Below are 22285 nucleotides of genomic sequence, written 5' to 3'. Positions count from 1 at the left end.
CCAGCTGGCACCGGGCCTCCCGTCCGTCGTGTGGTGCCGAGGTCGCGTCCGTGTGCCGTCGCGGTTCCAGAATTCTGGCATCTCGACCGCGCTGACGGGGTGCTCGTGGAACCTGAGCGAACCTGAGCGGCGAGTTGCGGAACCTGACCGATTCTGCGCGCAGCACGAGCTGCGCGCAGTCGCCCGGCGTCAGTCGGCGATGTTCGCCGTGACCGCGTCGATGTAGGCCGAGCGCTCCTCGCGCGACGACGGGCGACCCGGCACCCCCGGGCGCTCCTGCCACGGGAACGGCCCCGTCTCGTGGCGGTACTCGATGCCCATGGCCTCGAGCCGGGCGAGGTGCTCGGCCAGCCGCCCCCGGAAGTCGGCCAGGTCGCGCGGGCCGGTGACGTCGGCGGACCACAGCGCCTCGGACAGGGCGACCACGCGGGGGAACAGCTGGTAGTCGAGCTTGCGGACGTCGTCCACGTGCTCGGTCCACATGTTGCCCTGGCCGCCGATGACGTGCGCACGCTCGGCCTCGGTCAGGTCGTCGGGGACCGGGTCGAAGCGGAAGACGTCGTCGACGGACAGCACGATGGCGATCGGGATCGGCTCGTTCGGCAGGTCGCTCTGCCGGTAGTCCAGGTACACCTGGTCGTCCGGCGTCGAGATGACGTCGTGCCCGCGCTTCGCTGCCGTGGTCGCTCCGCGCAGCCCGCGCCACGAGACGACCGTGGCCGACGGGGCGAGGGTGCCGCCCTCGAGGATCTCGTCCCAGCCGAACGCCCGCCGCCCGCGGGACTCGATGTGCGCCGCGAGCTGCCCGATGACCCAAGCCTGCAGCTGTTCCTCGTCGGCCAGGCCGAGCGAACGGATGCGCTCCTGCGTGCGGGGATCGGCCTCCCACTGCACCTTGGGGCACTCGTCGCCACCAAGCCCGATGTAGGCGCTGGGGAACAGGTCGATGACCTCGTCGAGCACGTCACGGAAGAAGTCGATCGTGCTGTCCTCGGCGTTCAGGACGTCGTCGGCGATGCCCCACTCGGTCCAGACCTCGACCGGCTGCCCGGTGACTCCGAGGGACGGGTACGCGGCGAGGGCGGCGCGGACGTGGCCGGGGGTCTCGATCTCGGGGACCACCGTGACGAAGCGGTCGGCGGCGTAGGCGATGATCTCGCGCAGGTCGTCCTGCGTGTAGTGGCCGCCGTGCGGACGGCCGTCGAAGGACTGCGGGCGGAGCACACCCGCCTCGTCGGTGACGTGCGCGCCGACCTGCGACTCGCGACGCCACGACCCGACCTCGGTCAAGCGCGGGTACTTCCGGATCTCGATGCGCCAGCCCTGGTCGTCGGTCAGGTGGAAGTGCAGCGTGTTGATGCGATGGGCGGCGAGCTGGTCGATGACGCGCAGGACCTCGGCCTTGGTGCGGAAGTGCCGGACGACGTCGAGCATCACGCCACGCCAGGCGAAGGCGGGCGCGTCCTCGACGGTCTGCGCGGGAACGGTCCAGGGTCCGGTGCCGACACGCCCCCTGCGGTACACGTCGGCGGGCAGCAGCTGCAGCAGCGCCTGGACACCGTAGAAGACCCCGGCTGCCGTCCCCCCGACGACCTCGACGCGTTCTGGCGAGACGACCAGCCGGAAGGACTCGGCGACGGACCCGGCCGGGCCCTCGGGCAGCCCGGTCGGTGCGACCCGCAGGACGACGGTGTCGGGCCCCGCGGCGTCGGCGTCGCGGACCGGCAGCCCGGTCGATCCCCGGAGCGTCTGCTGCAGGTACAGTCGGACGGACTCGCTCGGGGCATCCGCGACGACGCGGGTCGACGGGGTGATCTCGAACGCGCCGACACCGGGTGTCAACAGGCGCGGGCGGGGGATGAGCATGTCGGCGTCCACCATTCCTCAATGATCTTTCGTAATGTGGAGGCTATGGCCGTGACCGAGACGCTGTCAACGATCCCGACCGGGGTCGTCGGGAGCACCCCCGCGACCCTGCGGCTGATCAACTCGCGAGCCGTCCTCGACGAGCTGTTCCGCGACGACGGCGCGTCGGGTGCGCCGACGTCGTTCACGGTGACCGAGCTGACGCGCCTGGTCGGGCTCTCGCGGCCCACGGTCGAGGCATCGCTCGCCGACCTGGTCGCGCAGGGCTGGGTGCGCGAGGCCGAGGCGATCGCCACCCCGAACAAGGCCGGCCGACGCGCGAAGCGGTTCCGCGCCGACGCCTCGGCGGGGTCGGTGCTCGGCGTCGACCTGGGCCTCCACGGCATCGTCGGGGTCCTCGCCGACCTGCGGGGCGAACAGATCGCCCGCGTCGACGAGGTCTACCCGAACCTGGCATCGGCAGACCAGGCGTGGACGAGCGTGCAGGAGGTGGTCCGCCGCCTGACCTCGACCACGGGAGCCGGACGGCTCCTCGCGGCGACGTTCGGCGTGCCGGCGGTGGTCGACCGCAGCGGTGCGATCGACTACACGATCGCGGTGCCCGAGTGGGTCGAGAGTCGGGTGCCCGGCCGGATCCAGGACCTGTTCCCGACCGCGACGACCTTCTTCGACAACGACGCCAAGCTCGCCGCCACCGCCGAGGCGATGTGGGGCGGCTTCCGCGGTGCCCGCGACGCGCTCTGGCTGGTGATGGGTCGGCAGATCGGTGCGGCGTTCCTGGTCGACGGCGCACTGGCGCGCGGTGCGCACGGCGCGGCCGGCGAGGTGGGCGGTCTGCGCTCGACCGGCTGGCCCGCAGCACCCGCCCGCCTGGAGGCCCGGATCCCCTCCGGCATGGACCTGGAGTCCGTCATGGTCGCGGCCGGGCACGGCGACGCCGTCGCCGAGGGGGTGGTGCGCTCGCTGGCGGAGGACGTCGCGACCGGCGTCGCGCAGCTCGTGGCGACGCTCGACCCGGAGGTGGTCGTCGTCGGTGGCGAGGTGCTGCCCGCTGCCGAGGTGTTCTGCGCGGCGCTCTCCGAGGTCGTCGCACCGATGCTCCGCCACCCCGTGCCGATCGTGCCGTCGAGCGTCGGTCGGGACGCCGTCGCCCGGGGTGCCCTGGCCCGGTCGCTGACACACGTCCGGTCGACGCACATGGGGCTCGGGGGCTGATCCGACTCGGGGCCGATCCGACCCGGGGCTGATCAGCAGGGGCTTCTGCGGAAGCTGTCAGGGCACTCAGCAATGATGGGCGGCATGACGACTGCCCTCGCCGCCGCCGCGCCCTCCGACACCGAGATGGGTGGGCTGTCGGGGCTCGTGCTGCAGCTGATCGACCTGCTCGGGGAGTGGGGCGTCGCGCTCATGCTGTTCGTCGAGACGGTCTTCCCGCCGATCCCGTCCGAGCTCATCCTGCCGCTCGCGGGCTTCCTCGCCGGAGCCGGTCGGATGAACCTGGTGCTCGTGCTGGTCCTCGCGACGCTGGGGTCCTACGTCGGGGCGCTGGTGCTCTACTGGCTCGGGCGGGTGATCGGCTTCGAGCGCACCGTCCGGTGGCTCGGCCGGCTGCCGCTCGTCGACGAGGACGACTTCCGCAAGGCCGCGGCGTGGTTCCACCGTCACGGCCGGAGCGCGGTGTTCTTCGGCCGGTTCGTGCCGATCGTGCGGAGCCTGATCTCGCTGCCCGCAGGCGCCGACCGGATGCACCTCGGCACGTTCTCGGTGTTCACGATCGTCGCGAGCGGCATCTGGAACAGCGGTCTGGTGCTGCTCGGCGCCGCCTTCGGGACGCAGTACGACAAGGTCGAGCAGTACACCGAGTGGATCGACCGGGTGCTCTACGTCGCGATCGCCGTCGTCGTCGTCACGTTCGTGGTGCGGCGCGTCCGTCGCGCCCGGGGAGCGCGCACCCAGGAGCGAACCGAGGGCGGGACGGAACCCGCGGCCGGCGCGGCTCGCGGGCGCCGGCGTGCGACACCCGCGAACGACTGAGCGGTCACGCCTTGGTCAGCGCGGACTCCTTGTGCGCGGCCTGCTTGCCGGACTTCTCCGACTCGACGATCCAGTAGGGGTCGTCGTCGGTCGGCTTGAAGTGCTGTCCGTCGAACGTGAAGTCCTTCGTCTTCTGCTCGACCAACGTGCCGGTCGTCTTCCCCTGGGAGGTGTTCCAGTGCACCTCGTCGCCCTTCGACATCGCCATGGGCCCGTCCTTCCGTCTCGGTGTGTTGCACGGATGCTAGACCCCGATGCATCCGCATCAATCCAGGGATGTACCCCCGGTCACGAAGTCATAACACGGCGCGACTTCCGTCAGTGGGACGCGTACCGTTGCGCACGAGTCACCACGCGAGCGCCGTTCGCCGTCCTGGCTCCCGACGGATCGACGACCTGATGACCCTCGTGGACACCCCCCGCACCGAGACGGTGCTCTCGGGTCGCTACCGCCTGGCCCGGCTCATCGGCACGGGCGGCATGGGCTCCGTCTACGAAGCCCGCGACGAGCACACCTACCGCCTGGTCGCCGTCAAGCTCTTCGCGACGCCGCAGACGATGACGACGGCTGACCGTGTTCGTCAGGAGCGCGAGATCCGGCTCCTCAGCATGCTCTCGCACCCGGGGCTCATCCCGCTCTACGACGCCGGCACGCACGAGTTCCCGGACGGTCCGCACCGTTTCATCGTGATGGAGCTCATCGCCGACGCGACGCTGCTGCGTCGTCTGGCCGAGGGCCCGCTGCACAACTACGAGGCTGCCGACCTCGGCGCCCAGCTGGCCGACGCGCTGGCATACGTGCACTCCCGCGGCATCGTGCACCGCGACGTCAAACCCGCCAACATCCTGATCAGCGACGAGGGCTCGTCCGGCTTCGCCCGCACGGTCAAGCTCACGGACTTCGGTGTCGCACACTTCGTCGACGGGTCGCGGTTGACCAACGACGGCACCATCATCGGCACCGCCGCCTACCTCAGCCCGGAACAGGTCGCCGGCGAGCCGATCAGCTACGCGACCGACGTCTACTCGCTCGGGCTCGTGCTGCTCGAGGTGCTCACCGGCAAGCAGGAGTACTCCGGCACCCTGGTCGAGGCTGCGCTCGCACGCCTGCGCCGCAGCCCGGAGATCCCCGAGGCCGTCGGGCCCGACTGGCGTGACCTGCTGCTGCGGATGACCGACCGCGACCCGGCCCGTCGCCCGACCGCCGTGGCGGTGGCCAACGCGCTGCGGGGCGGTTCCACGCAGATCACCGGCCCGGTGCCGCTCGGCCCGTCGCGGGTGAAGCACAAGCGCGACCACCGCATGCACCGTGCGGCACACCGACACGCTCGTCGGGGCACCTTCGAGGCGGTCAACCGCTGGCGTCGTCGCAACGTGATGACGGCCTCCCTGGCCGCGGGCGGCGTGCTCGTCGCGTGCGTGCTGAGCTACGTCGCGGGTACCTTCCACTGATCTGCCGAGCGCACCCCGCGGGTCGGCGGTTTCGTGCAGGATGGACCGCATGACCGACCAGCGCTGGATCAAGATCTGCGGCCTGTCCACGCCCGACGCGGTGGACGTCGCCGTCGATGCGGGCGCCGACGCGGTCGGGTTCGTCTTCGCCGCGGGAAGCCCCCGCACCGTGACCGCCGACCTCGCGAAGGAACTCGTCGAGCGCGTGCCCGACGGGGTCGACGCCGTGGGGGTCTTCCGCGACCAGGAGATCGACGAGGTCGTCGGGATCGCCTCGGCGGTGGGGCTCACGACCCTGCAGCTGCACGGCGGCGAGTCCGCGACCGACTTCGCTCGTGCGCGGGACGCCGGCTTCTTCACGATCCGGGCGGTGGCGGCGCAGGACTACCTGCGTGAGACGCCAGAAGAGCGCGCCGCGTACGACCACGACCTGCTGCTGCTCGACGCGGCCGAGCCGGGCAGCGGGCGGCTCATCGACTCGGCAACGCTGACCGAGGGCATCGACGAAGCCTGGATCCTTGCCGGAGGGCTCACCCCGGCGAACGTCGTGGCCGCGGTGGGTGCGCTCGACCCGGACGGGGTCGACGTGTCGAGCGGCGTGGAGTCTGAGCGCGGTGTGAAGGACGCGGCCAAGATCCGGGCGTTCGTCGAGGCGGTCCGCAGCATCGGCTGACGCGGGCTGCCGCCTGCGCGGGACGCCGTCGTTCGCGCGTGGCGCCGTCGTTCGCGCCTGGCGCCGCGGTGCACGCGTGATGCCGCGGTGCACGCGTGATGCCGTCGGGCGTGTGTGATGCCGCCGGGCGCGCGTGACGCCGCCGGGCGCGCGTGGCGCCGCGGTGTGCGCATGACGCCGCGTCGCAGGGCGGCGTCTCGACGCGACGGAGGCGTGTCGACGCGACAGCGGCGGGCGCCCCGACGAGGCGGACGCACGGCGGCGGGACGGGACGGCACCGGGCCTCCCGTCCGCTCGCGGTGACGGTCAGACGGACGTGACCCGCAGCGTCGGGATCAGGTCGGTCAGGAAGGCGTCGGTGTCCTCCCACCCCTCCACCGCGTGGCAGGGGACGCCGAGCGCCTTGACCGGGTAGTCGTTGCCCTCGGGATCGAGACGGTCGCCGACGAACAGCATGTCGTCGAGCGGGATGCCGGTGATCTCCGCCAGCCGCTGCATGCCGTAGGCCTTGTCGATGCCCTTGCGTGTGATGTCGACGCTGGTGGAGCCGCCGGACCGGACCTCGAGGTCGGGGAGCTCGGCCTGCACCCGGCGGCGCAGGTCGTCCTTCTTGGCACCGGTCGGGTCCCAGGCCTTCTTGACGTCGACCGGGGCGCGCTGGCCGAGCGCGGAGAACGTGATCTGTGAGCCGCGGTCCTCGAGGATGTCGCCCCAGGTCTCCGACTCCCAGTAGCCGGCGTCCTTCGCGACGGACTCGACGGCCGCCAGGGCGCGGGCCTTCTGGTCGTCGGTCAGGTCCTCGGCGTACTGCAGTGCCCAGTCGTCACCCGACCAGCGGTAGTAGCGGGTGCCGCAGGTGGGCAGCAGGTGCAGGTCGTCGAGGGTGAGCCCGTCGCGGTGGCGCAACGGTGTGACCAGCTGCTGCTCGAACTGTGCGAAGTTGCCGCCGGAGATGACCGCCACCGGGACCGTCTCGAGCAGGGCGGCGAAGGTCTCGAGCATGCGGGGGTCGAGCGAGGACTTCGAGGGGGCGAGGGTGTCGTCCAGGTCGAAGGCCACGAGGCGTGGTGCGGTCATGGCGCCGATTCTGTCATGTCGACCAGGCCCGGATGCGGCCCGCGACCGATCTGTGCGGGAAGCCGACCGCGACCCGCTACTCCTTGACGAGCACGACCTCATCGAGGGGGATGCGGGTGCGCGGGGCGACCTCGCGCTCCGCGGCCTTGTCGTCGAGCTGGTCCGGGTGCGCGACCGTGCCGACCGCCGTCACCGTGTACGGCAGGAAGCGCTCGGGCAGGTCGAACTCAGCGCGGAGGCCCTGGGCGTCGATGCCGGCCATCTGGTGCACGTGCAGCCCCTCGGCGTGCGCCTGCACCGTCAGCGCGGCGAGCGACTGGCCGAGGTCGTACTGGGCGAAGGGACGCTCGTCGCCACCGTCGGACACGGTCTCGAGCACGCCGACCACGAGCGTGCTCGCACGGAACGCCCACGCGGCGTTGAAGCCGAGCAGGTTGTCGTTGATCTTCCGGAACGTCTCGGTGCCACGGCGGCCGGCGATGAAGCGGCGCGGCTGGAGGTTCATCGCGGACGGGGCCCAGCGGGCGGCCTCGAGCACGGCGTCGAGCTGCGCCTCGGTCATCGTCGCGGACTCGTCGTAGGAGCGCGGGCTCCACCGCTCCTCGAGCAGGGGCACGAGCGGCTGGCTCGAGTCGGTGGAACGGGAGAGCGTCGTCACGTCGGTCATGCCGGTGTGAACGACGGTCGATGCGTTCGTATTTCCAGTCTGAACGACGTCACATGTCGCCGATCGTCCGGGCGGGATGCCAGGATGGCGGGGATGGGTGGCGTTCTGATCGGCTTCGCGATCATCGGCGCGATCATCGCGGCCGGGTACGGCGTCGGTCGCGCCGGGCTGCTCGGACCGCACGCCCAGTTCGTGATGAGCCGACTGGCGTTCTTCGTGCTCATGCCGTGCCTGCTGTTCCACACCATCGCCACGGCGGACATCGCCGCGCTGGTCTCGCCGATGCTGTGGGTGTCGCTGCTGAGCGCCGTCGTGGTCGCCCTCGGCACGGCGGCGGTGTTCGGCCTGGTCCTCCGCCGCTCGGTGACCGTCACGACCGTGGGCGCGCTCGCCGCGAGTTACGTCAACGCGAACAACATCGGGCTGCCGGTCGCGGTCTACGTCCTCGGACAGGCCACCGCGGTCGTGCCGGTCATCCTGCTGCAGCTCGTCGTGATGGCGCCGATCGCGCTGACGATCCTCGACGCCGCGACGGCGTCCGGACGCGGGTGGAAGCGCCGCGTGCTCGGTCCGGTGTCGAACCCGCTGATCATCGCCTCACTGCTCGGGCTGCTGTGCTCGGCGCTCCGCATCGACCTGCCCACGCCGGTGCTCGAGCCGTTCTCGCTGGTGGGAGCCGCCGCCGTGCCGGTCGTGCTCCTGTCGTTCGGCATGAGCCTGCACGGGTCCGCTCCGCTGCGTGATCCCGCGATCCGCACGGACGTGATCGTCGCGTCGTCGATCAAGCTCGTGGTGATGCCGGCCGTCGCGTTCGTGCTCGCACGCTTCGTGTTCGGCCTGGGGGAGCAGCAGGTCTTCGTGCTGACGACGCTCGGCGCGCTGCCGGCGGCGCAGAACGTGTTCAACTACGCCCAGCGCTACGGTGCGGCGGTGCCGGTGGCGCGCGACGTGGTGCTCATCTCGACGATCGGTGCGGTGCCGGTGCTCGTCGCGATCGCCGCGCTCCTGCACCCGTAGGGCGGGGCGGTGTCGGGGCCGGGCGGTGTCGTCGAGGTTCCAGAATTCGGGCATCTCGAAGTCCGAGACCGGTCACGCGCGGAACCGCGGCGGAACTGAGCGGTGAGTTGTCGAACCTCTTAGGGTGCGCGAGGGGAACGGGCGGCGGGCTGTTGCGCCGCCACACGGCGGACGGGAGGCCCGGTGCCGAGCCGCCACGAGCCTCCAGTCCGGTGGGTGGTCGCTTCGGGATGCCGCAATTGCGGCACCTCGCAGCGCTGCACCGGGGGAACGTGGAACCGCAGTGGAGGTGAGCAGCGAGTTGCGGAACCTCGCGGTGGGAGCGGGGAAGCGTTGGGAACAGGGGAGCGGGAGCGGGCGCGGACGCGGGCGCAGGGCGGCGGGCACGCCGCCCCGGCGTCAGAAGATCATCGGGCGGTCGTCGTCCAACGAGGTCTCGAGGTCCAGGTCGACGACGACGGGCACGTGGTCGCTCGGGGCGTCGCCCTTGCGCTCGTCGCGGTGGATGGACGCCCCCGTGACGACGTCGGCGAAGCCCTGGGACCCCATCACGAAGTCGATGCGCATGCCCTCGTTGCGGGGGAACCGCAGCTGCTTGTAGTCCCAGTACGTGTACCCGGTGGGGACGAGCGGCCGGACGACGTCCTGCAGGCCGCGCTCCTCGAAGGTGCGGAACGCGGACCGCTCGGGCTCGCTGACGTGGGTCGCACCCTCGAACACGCGCATGTCCCAGACGTCCTCTTCGAGCGGCGCGACGTTCCAGTCGCCCATGAGCGCGAGCTTGAGCGACGGGTCGGCCTCGAGCCACTCGGCGGTGCGGTCGGCCAGCTGCGCGAGCCAGTCGAGCTTGTACGTGTAGTGCGGGTCACCGAGCTCGCGGCCGTTCGGCACGTAGAGGCTCCACAGCCGGACGTCGTCGACGGTGACGCCGATGGCGCGGGCCTCGACGGGAAGGTCGGGACCCTCGTGGCCCTTGAGGAAGCCGGGCTGACCGGGGAAGTCGCGGGTGACGTCCTCCATCGGCAGTCGACTGGCGAACGCGACCCCGTTCCACTGGTTCAGGCCGTGCGCCTCGACGTGGTAGCCGGCGGCCTCGAACGCCTCGACCGGGAACTGCTCGGGCTTGCACTTGATCTCCTGCATGCCGAGCACGTCGACGTCCTGGCGGACGAGCCAGTCGACGACCCTGCCGACTCGGGTGCGGACGGAGTTCACGTTCCAGGTCGCGACGCGCATGGGATCGAACCTACCGGTCGCGACCGTGGGACGAGTGCGGGGTGACGGCAGCCGGACGGACGGGTGGTGTTGGCTGGCCGCATGACGTCGAAGAACGGGATCCCCGGCGTCGGCGAGGTCGTCGACGTGCCGGAGCCGATCGCACGACTCGCCGCGGATCGGTCGCTCGCGCCGGTGTGGGTGAACGCGATCGGTGGGAAGACCTTCCGCGTGGGTGGCGACGGCCGCGCCGACACGGCGGACGAGTACCTGAAGTGGGTCCCGCGTCCGTACACGGTCTGGGTCGGTGCCGAGGCGGAACGGCTCCGGTGGGCGGGACGGTGGCTGCGGGTGCCCGAGGTCCTGGACCACGGCGCCGACGACGATGGTGCCTGGCTACGGACCCGTGCGGTCCCCGGGTGGAGTGCGGTCGACCCGCGCTGGCGGGACGAACCACGGACGGCCGTCGTGGCCATCGCCGAGGGGCTCCGCGCGATGCACGACGCGCTCCCCGTCGCGGAGTGCCCGTTCGACTGGTCGGCCGCGATGCGGCTGGACCGTTCCCGTGCCGCCGGCGTCGACGTGGACCGCCTCGGTCCGGCTCCCGACCCGGACGTACTGGTCGTCTGCCACGGCGACGCGTGCTCACCGAACACCCTGCTCGGGGACGACGGCCGGTGGATCGGCCACGTGGACCTGGGCTCCCTCGGGGTCGCCGACCGGTGGGCGGACATCGCCGTGGCGACGATGGCGCTCGGCTGGAACTACGGGCCGGGGTGGGACGACGTGTTCCACGGGGCGTACGGCGTCATGGTCGACCGGGAACGCACTGCCTGGTACCGGGCGCTGTGGGACCTGAGCGTGGACGAGGTGGACGCGACGGGCTAGAAGCCGACGCCGCGGGCCGCCATGAACGACACCGGGTTCGTGGTGCCGCCGCCGACGTGGGTCTCGTAGTGCAGGTGGCAGCCGGTCGAGTTGCCGGTCGACCCGACCAGGGCGACGAGGGTGCCCGCGGCGACCTGCTGGCCCGTGGCCACGCGGAAGCCCCCGCTGACGATGTGCCCGTAGGCGCTCTTGACGCCACCACCGTGGTTGATGCGCACGTAGTTGCCGTAGCCGCCGTACCAGCCGACGTACTCGACGGTGCCCGCAGCCGCGGCGACGATGGCCGTCGAGCAGCCGCTGCCGAGGTCGATGCCGTCGTGGAAGGTCTGCGCGCCCGTGATCGGGTGCACGCGCGTGCCGTACCCACTGGTGATGTACCCGCCGGCCGGACGGACCCATCCGGAACCGGAGCCGGAGCCGACGGCGCCACCACCGCCACCGCCGCTGCCGCCACCGCCACCGCTGTTGCTGGCCGCGGCTGCTGCGGCCGCCCGGGCTGCTGCAGCCGCCGCCGCGGCACGGGCGCGTTCCTCGGCCGCCTTGCGCTCGGCCTCGCCCTTCGCGAACTCGGCTTCGGTCCGGACCCGACCCGACTTGAGCGTCGCGAGCTGCGCTTCGAGTCGCGCCTTGTTGTCCTGTTGCTCGTCGTAGGCGGACTGGGCGCGGTCGGACGCGGCCTGGGCCTCGGCCATGCGCTCTTCGGCCTCGGCGGCGAGTTCGGCGAGCTCGGTGGCGGCGCGGTCCGCCTGTCCGGACAGCGCCCGGGCGACCGCGGCATCGGCGCTGGCGACGGCTTCGACGCGTTCGGCCTGTTCCGAGAGCTTGCTCAGCGCGCCGAGGTCGTACAGCAGGTCACGCGAGTCGTCGCCCCCGCTGAGCACGCTCGAGGTGACGTCGGCACCGCCCGATCGTGCCATCTGCGCGGCGAACTGACCGGCCTGGGCGGCGCTCTGCTCGGCGGTCTGCGCGTGTTCGTCGGCTTCGGCGCGGAGCCGCTGTTCCTTCTCCGCTGCGCGCTGGGACTTGCGCTGGGCGTCGGCGTACTCGTTGCCGCGGGCTTCGGCCTGGGCGACGGCGGCGTCGGCCTTGGCGGACAGGTCGCCGATCAGGGTCTGGATGCCGGAGATCTGCTCGTTCTTCTGGGACTCCTGCCCGCGGGCGGCGAGGACGTCGTCCCACGACGGGTAGGTCGCCGCCTGGGCCGGCGGCGCGTCGAGCACCAGGGCACCGGCGAGCCCGACGAGCGAGAGCCCGGCGACGGCGAAGCGCAGCGACCGGCGTGCGGGCACGCGGACGCGCGAGGGCTGGTGGGGCGCAGCAGATCGAGACATCGGGAGCGAGCCTATACATCCGCACAGGATCTCCGCGACGCCGACGCACCGCCTGTGGAGAACTCGCTAGAAGCCCCGGTCCCGCCGGACCTCCGCGGCGCTGCCCACCACGCGGTCGCGCAGCGTCGTCGCCCCCGTCGTCCCCGCGTAGTCCCAGATGTCGAAGCCCGTGCAGTGTGTGACGGACAGCGGGGCGCCGAGCTGGTCCTCCACCGAGGTCGGCCACACGTCGCCGGACCCGACCACGACGAAGGTCGGGTCGGCGTCCCGGTAGGAGCCGAGGTCGACGAGCCACGGGTACACCTCGAACGAGTCGCGGACCTGCAGCATCCGGACGTTCGTCGACGCGTAGGTGGCGAGCGGCCGCACGGTCCAGAACTGCCCCACGCCGACGACGTCCCGGCCCGCTGCCCAGCGGTCCAGGCACGCGGCAGGGGCGTAGGAGGCGGTCCGCACCGTCCGGACCGTGCTCGGCGCGACGGCGATCCCTGCGGCGAGCACCGCGGCCGTGCCGATCGCCAGCCCGACGCGGATGCCCCGCGACGGTCGGTACACGCGCGTGCGGCGCACAGCGACGCGGATCAGTTCGCAGACGGCGATGAGCGCCAGCAGCGGCGCGACCACGACGGGCTCGAGGTAGCGCGGCGTCTCGGAGCCCGCGGCGACCACGCCGACCGACACCGCCACGATCGTCACGGCGGGCAGCGCCGAGGCGACGAGCACCGTGCGGGACGCCCGCACCCGCCAGGCCCACACCGTCCCGCCCACCGAGAGCAGCACCCCGACCAGCATGAGCACGAGGCCCGCGTCGCCGACCACCGTGCCGGAGCGGACGTCGGTGATCGACGCGAAGAACCCGAGCGTGGACACCGCCCGCTCCGGGTGCACGTACGTCGAGGGGTCGAGCGACACGAACGGCCGGAGCGGGATCCGCACGAGGTACCCGACGACGGAGCCGGCGACCACGGTGCCGGACAGCAGCAGAGCGGGCCGCCACGGCACCCGCTGCGCGAGGGCGAGCACGAGCAGCGTCACGACGACCGGCGCCCCGGACCACGGCACGTACAGCGGGTTCGACGCGGTGGTGCAGGTCGCGACGAGCCCGAGCACGACGAGCACGGTGGTCGTCGCCCGACCGGTCCGCACCGCGCGCAGGACCAGCACCGCGGTGGCGAGCAGGGCCAGCGCGACCCCGTAGTAGTACGTCGTCGTGAGTAGCAGCGACGCGAGCTCGAGCGACGTGGCCGAGGCGCTCGACTCGGTCAGCACCAGCAGGGTCAGGAACGCGAGCGCGACGGCGGACACCGCGATCCGCGCCGGGCGTCCCGCCGCGGGCATGAGCTCGTTCGCCGCCGCCCGCAGCAGTGCGTAGACACCGAGGAGCACCAGCACCCCGTTGAGCGCGAGGGCCTGCTGCGGTGTCGCGGTGACCAGCGAGCACAGCAGGTAGACCGGCAGCTCGGGGAAGAAGAACAGCGCGGGCGACATCGCCCACTCGAACGGGTCGCCCGCCTGCATCGAGCGCACGACCAGCGGGAGCAGGACCGAGTCGCCGTCGTACCAGAGCAACGAGACCCTGGCCGAGGCGATCACGTGCCGCAGGGCGATCACGGTCAGCGCCACCGCGACGACCACACCGACGGCTTCGTGCGCGACGGCACGGAGACGGGCGGAACGCATGCTCGGGAGCGTACCCACGACCCCTCTGACCCCGCCGATGAGCGCCTGTGGGCTCGAACGGCTACCCTTGTGCGCTGTGACGGACGCGCGCGAGCAGTTGATCGACCACATCACGGCTGAGGCCGTGTTCCACGGTGACTTCACGCTGACCAGCGGCAAGAAGGCGACCTACTACATCGACCTCCGCAAGGTCAGCCTCGACCACCGCGTCGCGCCGCTGATCGGACAGGTCATGACCGAGATCATCGACCGGGTCCCGGACGTCGTCGCCGTCGGCGGACTGACGATGGGCGCCGACCCCATCGCCAGCGCCGTCCTGCACCAGGCCGCCGCCCAGGGCAAGGCCTACGACGCCTTCGTCGTCCGCAAGGAGCCCAAGGACCACGGGCGCGGCAAGCAGGTCGAGGGTCCGGACCTGCGCGGCAAGCGCGTGGTCGTGCTCGAGGACACCTCGACCACCGGCGGCTCCCCGCTCAAGGCCGCCGAGGCGCTCGAGCGCGAGGGGGCGATCGTCGCCGCCGTGGCGGTCGTCGTCGACCGTGACACCGGCGCCAAGGAGAAGATCGAAGCCGCCGGGTACCCGTACTTCGCTGCCATCGGGTTGGCTGATCTGGGGCTGTCCGCGTGACCGAGGAGCGTCCGGACGACGCGCGCGAGACCGACCAGGCCGGCGGCCCCGACAGCGGGGTCGAAGGCCAGGAGGCCCGTCCCGCGCCCGCCTCGGACGCTCGCTTCACGGGACTCCGCAGCGCCGCCGACATCTTCGGCGCGCCGCGCACGGCGGACGAGTGGCCCTCACGCCGCGAGCGGCGAGAGGCCGAACGCGCCGCCGCCGAGACCGGCCAGCCGCTGCCGGAACCGTTCGAGCCGCAGACGCCGTCCGCGCCCGACGAGCCGCAGACGCCGTCCGCGCCCGACGAGCCGGAGGCGCGCGACGAGCGGCAGACGCCGGAGGCGCCCGCCGCACCGCAGCAGCCGTCGACCCCCGCGCCGCCCGCGGACGACGCCACCCAGGCGATCTCGATGCCCGAGGAGCTCGCACGGCCCTCGCAGCCCGCGCAGCCCGCGTCCGACCCCGACCGGTCCCTGCTGAGCAGCCGGATCCCCGCGGCAGCCCCGGTGCCGCCGAACACCACGGCGCCGCACCCGAGTGCCATCGAGCTGCCCTCCGCGTTGGCGCACCGTGCACAGCGCGCCGCCGAGACCCGTGCGATCGAGGACGAGCGTCGCCGGACCGATCCCCGTGGCGAGGGCCGCGACGACGTCGACTGGCTCGGCCGTGCAACCGGCTCGTCGCTCCCGCCCGCCGGCCTGGGGGACGTCCCGGCCCCGACCGGTCCCGTCGCGCAGCCTCTCGGCGTCCCGAACGCCCTGCCGACGAGTGACGAGCCGCCGAGCTTCACGGACCTGCTCCGGATCCCGGACGCCGGGCAGTCCGACCGGCCGTTCGACTGGGCGGTCCACGACGACGCGACGGGCGAGGTGCCCACGGCGCTGACGTCGGCGTCGTTCGACACGACGACGCTCGGTGCCGGCTCGTGGTCGCTCACGGCCGACCAGGATGACGACGAGGACGTGGTCTCGGGCGAGATCCCCGTCCCCGCCGCAGCTCCCGTCGCGCCAGTTGCCCCGACGGCACCGGTCCCGCCGACCGCCCCGGTCCCGCCGACCGCGCCGGTCCCGCCGACCGCCTCGACACCGCCGACCGATCCGGTCCGCCGCGACGCACCGAGCGACAGCGGGAGCTGGTCACTGGCCGACGACGCCGTCCGCACCGGGGAGACCCCGTGGTGGGCCGCGGACGACGCCGCGCGGACCTCCACCGAACCGGACCCGGGAGCGCCCGAACGGGACGAACCGACGGGACAGGCGCCCGTGCCGCCGCTGGTCGAGCCGACCCGCGCACCCGTCGGCCTGCCGCCCGCGGCACCGCAGGCTCCCGAAGACCTCGACCAGTCCGAGTGGCACGGCCGCGAGACCAGCGACACGAGCGCCATCAAGGACCTGTTCGGCACCGAGGCCGTCGACCAGCTCGGCGCCACCGGGTACGACCCGCACGACACCGGCACCAGGATGATGCCCGCGGCCGTCGCCCCGACCCCGGCGCGCCCGCAGCCCGCGAGCCCGACCGCCTCGGGCGCTCGGAGCACGCCGGCCCCGCCCGCGGCCGACACCGGCAACTTCATCAACCACGGCTTCGCCCGGCTGCGTGGCGAGGGCAAGCGCGGCAAGCAGCTGCTGATCGGCGGGGCGATCGTCATCATCGTCGTGATGCTCGTCGCCGTCTTCGCGCTCACGTGGTGGATCAAGAGCAACAACATCGACGAAAAACTGACCCCGACCAAGTCGCCGGCGGCCGCGTCGGCGTCGGTGCAGACCTCGAGGACGCCCGAGCCCGGCGCCGCAGCCACCCCCGCGTCCGCGCCGACGATCACGTTCGCGACCACCGCTGCGTCGCCCGGCCAGCACCCGTGGTACGAGCTCGCCGGCGGGGAGTGCATGACCCCGTTCACCGATCCGTGGGCCGAGGACTTCACGGTCGTCGACTGCGCGACTGCCCACGCGGCGCAACTCACCCGACGGGGCGCCATCGAGGCGGATGCGTTCCCGGGTGCGGACGACGCGAAGCAGCTCGCGACCGACCAGTGCCGGTCCGACGACGCGCTCGACGTCTCGGCAGCGTCGACGTACGGCGACGTCCAGGTGCAGGCCGTCTACCCGCCTGACCAGGATTCCTGGAACCGGGGCGACCGGTTCTGGTCCTGCTTCGTCACGCGGTCCGGCGGCGGCACGATGACCGGCTCGCTGGCACCGTCGGCCTAGCCGACGCCGGGACGGACAGGAGGCTCCCCGCCGGACCGGTGGGGAGCCTCCTGTGTGTCAGCGGTCGCCGTTCAGGCGGTGGCCGGGACCTTCCCGGACACGTCCGTGAGCGTCCCGAGCTCGTCCTGCGTGAGCTCGAGGTCGGCGGAGGCCAGCAGCGCCGGCAGCTGCTCCGTGTTGCGCGCCGAGGCGATCGGTGCGACGACGTCCGGCTGGGCCTGCAGCCAGGCCAGCGCGACCGAGGCGATCTCGGCGTCGTGGTCCTGGGCGATCGTGGCGAGCGCGTCGACCACGGCGAGTCCGGCGTCGGTGAAGTAGCCGGACACCTGGCCCTCGCGGTCCTTGCCCGCGAAGTCCTCCTTCGTCCGGTACTTGCCCGTCAGGAACCCGGCCGCCAGGGCGAAGTACGGCACGACGCCCAGGCCGGCCTCGTGCGCGAGGGGCGCGATGTCCGACTCGTAGGGCTGGCGCGTGACCAGGTTGTAGTGCGGCTGGATCGCGACGGGCTTGGCGAGGCCGTGCTCGTCGGCGATGCGGATCCACTCGGCGGCGCGCTCCTTCGAGTAGTTCGAGATCGCCGTGTACCGGACCAGTCCGTCCTGCACGAGCTGGTCGAACGCGCGGACGGTCTCCTCGAGCGGGGTGTCCTGGTCGTCGAAGTGGGCGTAGTACAGGTCGATCCGGTCGGTGCCCAGACGCTGCAGGCTGGCGCGCGCGGCCTTCGCCACGGTGTCGGCCGCCAGCCCCTGGAACTCGGGGTGCTGCGAGCCCTTGGTGGCGATCACGACGTCGTCGCGCTTGCCGGACTTCGCCAGCCACGAGCCGATGACGGTCTCGGACTCGCCGCCCGAGTTGCCGTCGGCCCAGGCGGAGTAGACGTCCGCGGTGTCGATGAAGTCGCCGCCCGCGGCGGTGTAGGCGTCGAGCACCTGGTGCGAGGTCGACTCGTCGGCGGTCCACCCGAAGACGTTGCCGCCGAGGGCGAGCGGGAAGACGTGGAGGTCGCTGGTTCCGATGCGGGGCATGCGGGTTCCTTTCGTCGCGGTACGGTTCCTGGCCCACGGTAGGCCGCCCGCCTTGACACGGGCGCGGCGTCGGGGTGGGCTGTGGGGGACATGCCGACGCTCGCCTCGTACCTCGCCGACCCCCGTCCGACCGTGCGCCTGCGAGCGGTGATGGCCGCAGGGACCTCGCCCTCCACCGACGAGCTCGAGCCGCTCGTCGAGCAGTGCCGCGTCGAGCCCGACCTGCAGGTGCGGGAGATGTTGACCTGGGCGCTCATCCGGCTGCCCGCCGAGGTCGTCGTGCCGCGGGTGCTGCGGGAACTCGACCGTCCCGAGGCGCAGGCGCGCAGTCAGGCCCTGCACACCCTGTCCAAGGTCCACGACCGGTCCGTGTACCCCCGGGTGGCGTCGTTCCTCGGGGACGTCGACCCCGGGGTCGCGCGGACCGCCTGGCGCGCGGCCGTCGTGCTCGTGCCGTCCGGATCGGAGGAGTCGCTCGCGCGGATGCTCGCCGTGCAGCTCGGCCAGGGGGACCGCGAGACGCAGCTGGCACTGAGCCGGGCGCTCGTCGGGCTCGGCGCGTCGACGGTCGGACCCGTGCTCGAGGCGGCTGCCGCGCACCGGTCCGAGGCGGTTCGCGCGCACGCGGCGGCGACCGAGCAGCTGCTGCACGACCCGGACGCCGGGTCGTCGCTCGCGCTCGACCGGGCTCGACGTGAGGTCGCGCTCGGACGCACGCGGTCCGCCAAGGGCTGACCCGGCCCCGCGCCGGCGTTCCCGCTGTGCACGGTGCCGGATTGTGCGCTCGGTGCGGGTTGCCGTTGCTGTCCGTCGCACGGTGCGAGGTTGTTCGCTGGTGCGAGGTCGTGCGTCTGGTGCGGGGTTGCAAGCTCGCGCCGGGCGATCAGGCGCACACCGGGCCGTGAAGCGGTGCGCACCAGGCGATCAGGCGCGCACCAGGGCGCGCGGCGGTGGACGAGAGGCGCGGTGCGCCGGACGGGAGGGCCGTGGCGGGTCCGCAACGAGCCTCCAGTGCGATCCGCGGTGCGCCGGGGCGGGCGCACCAAGACCCGGATTCGGGATCCCGAACAGGGCCGATCGGCTTGCACATGCCGATCGGAGCGCGCCAGCATGGGTGTCGAAGGGGAGTAGCTCCCAGCGCGTGCATCGACACACTGGCCATCACGACGATCGGCCCGGTGCACCACCACGAACGGCCCGGTCGGGCCGGTCGGGGCGAGCGAGACCTTCGGCCGTTCCGCCATGGCCGAAGCCGCTCGAAGTGTGTGTGCTGCGTCATGGCTCGACCACGAGGACCACCATGACCGACACCATCGCCGTGCAGTCGCCCGCACCCGCGGCACCTGCTCCCCGCATGGGCGCCAGCGCCTGGGGCCGGATCGCGATCTGCTTCGCCATCGCGGTGCCCGCCGTCGTCTTCCGGCTGACCGGGTTCGCGCCGAACCCCGTCGTCGACCTGCTCGTGTTCGGCGCGGCGGTCGTCGCCGCGTCGTTCCTGCTCGCCTGGGCCGCCGAGGCCGCGCAGAAGGACATCGCCGGCGCACTCGCCATCGCGATCCTGGCCCTCATCGCCGTGCTGCCCGAGTACGCCGTCGACCTCTACTACGCGTTCCGCTCCGGCTCCGACCCCGCCTACGAGCAGTTCGCCGCCGCCAACATGACCGGGTCGAACCGGCTGCTGCTCGGCTTCGGCTGGCCGCTCGTCGTGGTCATCTCGCTCCTGGTGGCCCGCCGGTTCGTCCGTGTCGGCGCCCTGCCCGCGTCGGCCACCCGCGTGCTCGAGCTCGAGCGGTCGTCCCGGGTGGACATCGCGTTCCTGGCGCTGCTCGCCGTCATCGCCTTCCTGATCCCGGCGATGGGCTCGATCCCGATGTGGTTCGGCTTCGTGCTGCTCGCCGCGTTCGTGCTGTACCTGTGGCGGGCGTCGAAGACCGCCGACGACGACGGCGAGGACGAGGAGCTCGTCGGCATGGCGGGCAACCTGGCCTCGATGCCGCAGCGGGCCCGCCGGTGGACGATCGTCGCGCTGTTCGTCGTCGCCGCCGCGGTGATCCTGTCCTCGGCGGAGCCCTTCGCCGACGCGCTCGTCCAGTCCGGCGGCGCGCTCGGCATCGACAGCTACTTCCTGGTGCAGTGGCTGGCACCGCTCGCCACCGAGGCGCCCGAGTTCATCGTGGCGGCCCTGTTCGCGCTGCGGGGGATGGGCGGCGCGGCGATCGGCACGCTCATCGCGTCGAAGGTCAACCAGTGGTCGCTGCTCGTCGGTTCGCTGCCGATCGCCCACGTGCTGGGCGGGGGGACCACCGGCGGGCTGCCGCTCGACGGTCGCCAGGTGGAGGAGTTCATGCTCACCGCGTCGCAGACCGTGCTCGGGGTCGCGATCATCATCGCGCTGCGCTTCCACCGCTGGTCGGCGATCGCCCTCGTGGCGCTGTTCGCGGTGCAGTTCGTGGTGACGGACACCAGCGGTCGATGGGTGTTGAGCATCGTGCACCTGGTCGTGGCCCTCGTGGTGCTGTGGATCAGCCGGCGCGACGTCGTCCCGACGATCACGGCACCCTTCCGGCGGCCGTCGTCCCCGGCGCTGCGCTGAGGTCGCACGCCCTGCCGAGGTTCCCGCCCTGCCCAGGTTCCACAATTGCGGCATCTCGGGACCTCGAACAGGCGCATCGTGGAACCTCGATGCACCTGAGCGGCGAGTTGTGGAACCTCGGGCAGGGTGGCCCCGCCCGGCGCCCGGCGCCCGGCGCCCGGCGCCCGGCGCCCGGGAAGCGCGGAGCGCGGCGCGTCAGTCCGCGTCGGGCGTGAGCCAGATCGCGTGGGCGGCGGCGCTCGGCAGGTCCACGAGGGTCTCGATGCCGTCCGGGGAGCGCCGTGACACCGCGATGACGCCCGCGTAGTCCCGCACCTGCTCCACGCGCAGGTGCGTCCCCAGTCCGACGCCGAGCTCGTCGAAGTAGCGCAGCAGCGAGGGGTCGTCGTCGGACACCCGCCCGACGGTGCCGCACGAACCCGGGGCCACCGTGCCGAGCAGCGCGCCGGGGGAGTCCGGCACCGAGCCGTCCGCGCGCGGGATCGGATCGCCGTGCGGGTCGTGCGTCGGGTGCCCCAGGTCGGCGTCGACCCGGTCGAGGAACGTCTCGGACACCGCGTGCTCGAGGGCCTCGGCCTCGGAGTGGACCTCGTCCCACGTGTAGCCGAGCCGGGACACCAGGAACGACTCGATCAAGCGGTGCCGCCGGACCATCGCCACGGCGACCTGCTGCCCGAGCGGGGTGAGCACGACGCCGTAGTAGGGCGTGTGCTCGATCAGCCCGTCGCGGTCGAGCTTGCGGAGGTTGCCCGACACCGTCGAGGCCGACACCCGCAGCGCCGCGGCGATGTCCCGCGTGGCGATGCCGTCGCCGCCGTGTTCGCGCGCCTTCCAGATGAGCTTGACGTAGTCCTCCGCCATGGTCGAGAGCGAAGGGAGGCGCATGCGTCAATGGTACAAACACACCATGCCCGCCCACAGACGTCGTTGGCCCGTCCCGCCCTCCCTGCTGGTCGGGCTCGCGCCGCTCGTCGTCTTCGCGGCGATCAGCGTCTGGCGCTCCCGGCCGAGTGACGACTACCCGTCGCTCGGGCTGACGGTCGACAGCGTCGTGCGGGCGCTCGTCGTGCCGGAGGGCATCGCCGCGCTGGCGCTCGCCGTGGTCGTCACCGGGCTGGGGTGGTGGCGGATCGCGACCGTCGACCCCACCCGGGGCCGTCCACGCTGGACCTGGGTGGCCCCCGTACTGATCGCCGTCGTGTGCCTGGCGCGGTTGCCGCTGGTCGACTGGACGGCGCTGCCCTGGCACTACTTCGTGCTGCTCGGGGTGGGCGTGCTGTTCGTGGGGGTGTTCGAGGAGCTGCTGACCCGGGGCGTGCTGCTGGTGGGGCTCCGTCGGCGGCTGCCCGAGTTCGGCGTGTGGATCGCCTCGTGCGTGCTGTTCGGGCTGCTGCACCTGCTCAACGCCCTGGCCGGCGCCGGGATCGGTCCGACGCTCGTTCAGGTCGTCTTCGCGGCGTCGTTCGGCTCGACGCTCTACGTCGCCCGCCGGCTCACCGGGAACCTGCTCGCGCCCGTGCTGCTGCACGCCGCGTGGGACTTCGGCTCGATCGCGGTGTCCGCCACGTCGCGCCAGGGCTTCGACGACATCGCCGTCGCCGGGGTGCTCGGCGTGTTCGCCTTCGCCGTGCTCGCCCTCGGCGTGGTCGCCGGAGGACTCGTCGCCTGGCGCGACGACCGGCCGCGACGACTGCGGCGCCGCTGGCGAGACGTCCGGCCCATCGACGTCGCAGCGCCCCGCGGACAGGCGGAAGCAGTTCCGGGCCGGAACGACCTGCGAAGCCGCACAGACACACCGGCTGGTTCACCTGCCTGACGGCAACTGTTCCTCGGACCGACACCGGGCCTCCTTACCGTCGCTGCGATCCCATCCCGGGAACCGAGCCCTGCCCGACACTGTCGCCGGCGGGTCCACAGGAAGGAGCGCCGCCCCTCCGGGGCGGC

At 72.6% G+C, this 22285-nt stretch carries 20 protein-coding genes; 11 read left to right on the top strand and 9 right to left on the bottom strand.

Annotated elements, in window-relative coordinates:
- Positions 1–189: 189 nt before the first annotated feature.
- A complete protein-coding gene (locus ASG04_RS10150; protein ID WP_056123318.1) occupies positions 190–1881 on the bottom strand; it encodes a beta-N-acetylhexosaminidase in 1692 nt (563 codons plus the stop codon).
- A gap of 36 nt (positions 1882–1917) precedes the next feature.
- On the opposite strand from ASG04_RS10150, the gene ASG04_RS10145 reads away from it, so the two are divergent.
- Entirely contained in the window at positions 1918–3081 is a 1164-nt protein-coding gene (locus ASG04_RS10145) for an ROK family transcriptional regulator (RefSeq protein ID WP_162241711.1), read from the top strand.
- An 84-nt stretch (positions 3082–3165) separates the two neighbouring features.
- A complete protein-coding gene (locus ASG04_RS10140; RefSeq protein ID WP_200938450.1) occupies positions 3166–3900 on the top strand; it encodes a DedA family protein in 735 nt (244 codons plus the stop codon).
- 4 nt (positions 3901–3904) lie between these two features.
- Here ASG04_RS10140 and ASG04_RS10135 read toward each other — a convergent pair whose 3' ends face one another.
- Positions 3905–4108, bottom strand: coding sequence for a DUF2945 domain-containing protein (locus tag ASG04_RS10135; protein WP_056123310.1), 204 nt, complete (start codon positions 4106–4108; stop codon positions 3905–3907).
- Positions 4109–4299: 191 nt separating this feature from the next.
- Between ASG04_RS10135 and ASG04_RS10130 the strand changes: the two genes are divergently transcribed.
- Both ASG04_RS10130 and ASG04_RS10125 read left to right on the top strand, forming a co-directional pair.
- Positions 4300–5352: a serine/threonine-protein kinase gene (locus ASG04_RS10130; RefSeq protein ID WP_056123307.1), complete on the top strand. Its 1053-nt coding sequence runs from the start codon at positions 4300–4302 to the stop codon at positions 5350–5352.
- A 49-nt stretch (positions 5353–5401) separates the two neighbouring features.
- On the top strand, positions 5402–6025 hold the full coding sequence (locus ASG04_RS10125; RefSeq protein WP_056123995.1) for a phosphoribosylanthranilate isomerase: 624 nt from the start codon (positions 5402–5404) through the stop codon (positions 6023–6025).
- 306 nt (positions 6026–6331) lie between these two features.
- Here ASG04_RS10125 and ASG04_RS10120 read toward each other — a convergent pair whose 3' ends face one another.
- Positions 6332–7102: an HAD-IIB family hydrolase gene (locus ASG04_RS10120; RefSeq protein ID WP_056123304.1), complete on the bottom strand. Its 771-nt coding sequence runs from the start codon at positions 7100–7102 to the stop codon at positions 6332–6334.
- Positions 7103–7178: 76 nt separating this feature from the next.
- Positions 7179–7769, bottom strand: a complete 591-nt coding sequence (locus ASG04_RS10115) for a nitroreductase family protein (protein ID WP_056123302.1) — start codon at positions 7767–7769, stop codon at positions 7179–7181.
- Positions 7770–7862: 93 nt separating this feature from the next.
- On the opposite strand from ASG04_RS10115, the gene ASG04_RS10110 reads away from it, so the two are divergent.
- Positions 7863–8786 (top strand): AEC family transporter, encoded by a 924-nt coding sequence (locus tag ASG04_RS10110; RefSeq protein ID WP_056123298.1) that lies wholly within the window; start codon positions 7863–7865, stop codon positions 8784–8786.
- Positions 8787–9185: 399 nt separating this feature from the next.
- Here ASG04_RS10110 and ASG04_RS10105 read toward each other — a convergent pair whose 3' ends face one another.
- Positions 9186–10022, bottom strand: a complete 837-nt coding sequence (locus ASG04_RS10105; protein ID WP_056123291.1) for an exodeoxyribonuclease III — start codon at positions 10020–10022, stop codon at positions 9186–9188.
- Positions 10023–10103: 81 nt separating this feature from the next.
- On the opposite strand from ASG04_RS10105, the gene ASG04_RS10100 reads away from it, so the two are divergent.
- Positions 10104–10889: an aminoglycoside 3'-phosphotransferase gene (locus ASG04_RS10100; protein WP_056123289.1), complete on the top strand. Its 786-nt coding sequence runs from the start codon at positions 10104–10106 to the stop codon at positions 10887–10889.
- Here the strand turns inward: ASG04_RS10100 and ASG04_RS10095 are convergent.
- Both ASG04_RS10095 and ASG04_RS10090 read right to left on the bottom strand, forming a co-directional pair.
- Positions 10886–12220, bottom strand: a complete 1335-nt coding sequence (locus ASG04_RS10095; protein WP_156463611.1) for a M23 family metallopeptidase — start codon at positions 12218–12220, stop codon at positions 10886–10888. The genes ASG04_RS10100 and ASG04_RS10095 overlap by 4 nt on opposite strands.
- Positions 12221–12286: 66 nt before the next feature.
- Complete coding sequence (locus ASG04_RS10090; RefSeq protein WP_056123280.1) at positions 12287–13900, bottom strand: hypothetical protein; 1614 nt, start codon at positions 13898–13900, stop codon at positions 12287–12289.
- 76 nt (positions 13901–13976) lie between these two features.
- On the opposite strand from ASG04_RS10090, the gene pyrE reads away from it, so the two are divergent.
- Together pyrE and ASG04_RS10080 are read left to right on the top strand one after the other, a co-directional pair.
- Positions 13977–14528: an orotate phosphoribosyltransferase gene (gene pyrE / locus ASG04_RS10085; RefSeq protein ID WP_056123278.1), complete on the top strand. Its 552-nt coding sequence runs from the start codon at positions 13977–13979 to the stop codon at positions 14526–14528.
- Positions 14525–16723 carry a septum formation family protein gene (locus tag ASG04_RS10080; protein ID WP_056123276.1) on the top strand — a complete coding sequence of 733 codons (2199 nt, stop codon included), beginning with the start codon at positions 14525–14527 and terminating at the stop codon, positions 16721–16723. Before pyrE ends, ASG04_RS10080 begins: the two co-directional genes overlap by 4 nt.
- 71 nt (positions 16724–16794) lie before the next feature.
- On the opposite strand, the gene ASG04_RS10075 is transcribed toward ASG04_RS10080, so the two are convergent.
- Positions 16795–17748, bottom strand: a complete 954-nt coding sequence (locus ASG04_RS10075) for an aldo/keto reductase (RefSeq protein ID WP_056123273.1) — start codon at positions 17746–17748, stop codon at positions 16795–16797.
- 90 nt (positions 17749–17838) lie between these two features.
- Between ASG04_RS10075 and ASG04_RS10070 the strand changes: the two genes are divergently transcribed.
- The gene (locus ASG04_RS10070; protein WP_056123271.1) at positions 17839–18483 is read left to right on the top strand and encodes a HEAT repeat domain-containing protein; all 645 of its coding nucleotides are present in this window, start codon (positions 17839–17841) and stop codon (positions 18481–18483) included.
- A 565-nt stretch (positions 18484–19048) separates the two neighbouring features.
- A complete protein-coding gene (locus tag ASG04_RS10065; RefSeq protein WP_156463610.1) occupies positions 19049–20341 on the top strand; it encodes a sodium:proton exchanger in 1293 nt (430 codons plus the stop codon).
- 195 nt (positions 20342–20536) lie between these two features.
- Here ASG04_RS10065 and ASG04_RS10060 read toward each other — a convergent pair whose 3' ends face one another.
- Positions 20537–21226: a metal-dependent transcriptional regulator gene (locus tag ASG04_RS10060; RefSeq protein WP_056123269.1), complete on the bottom strand. Its 690-nt coding sequence runs from the start codon at positions 21224–21226 to the stop codon at positions 20537–20539.
- 22 nt (positions 21227–21248) lie between these two features.
- Here ASG04_RS10060 and ASG04_RS10055 point away from each other — a divergent pair, with 22 nt between their 5' ends.
- Positions 21249–22157, top strand: coding sequence for a CPBP family intramembrane glutamic endopeptidase (locus tag ASG04_RS10055; RefSeq protein WP_056123262.1), 909 nt, complete (start codon positions 21249–21251; stop codon positions 22155–22157).
- Positions 22158–22285: the final 128 nt, after the last annotated feature.

The organism is Curtobacterium sp. Leaf183 (assembly GCF_001424385.1).
Taxonomy (GTDB): Bacteria; Actinomycetota; Actinomycetes; order Actinomycetales; family Microbacteriaceae; genus Curtobacterium.
This window is presented reverse-complemented; position numbering and strand designations above follow the sequence as displayed.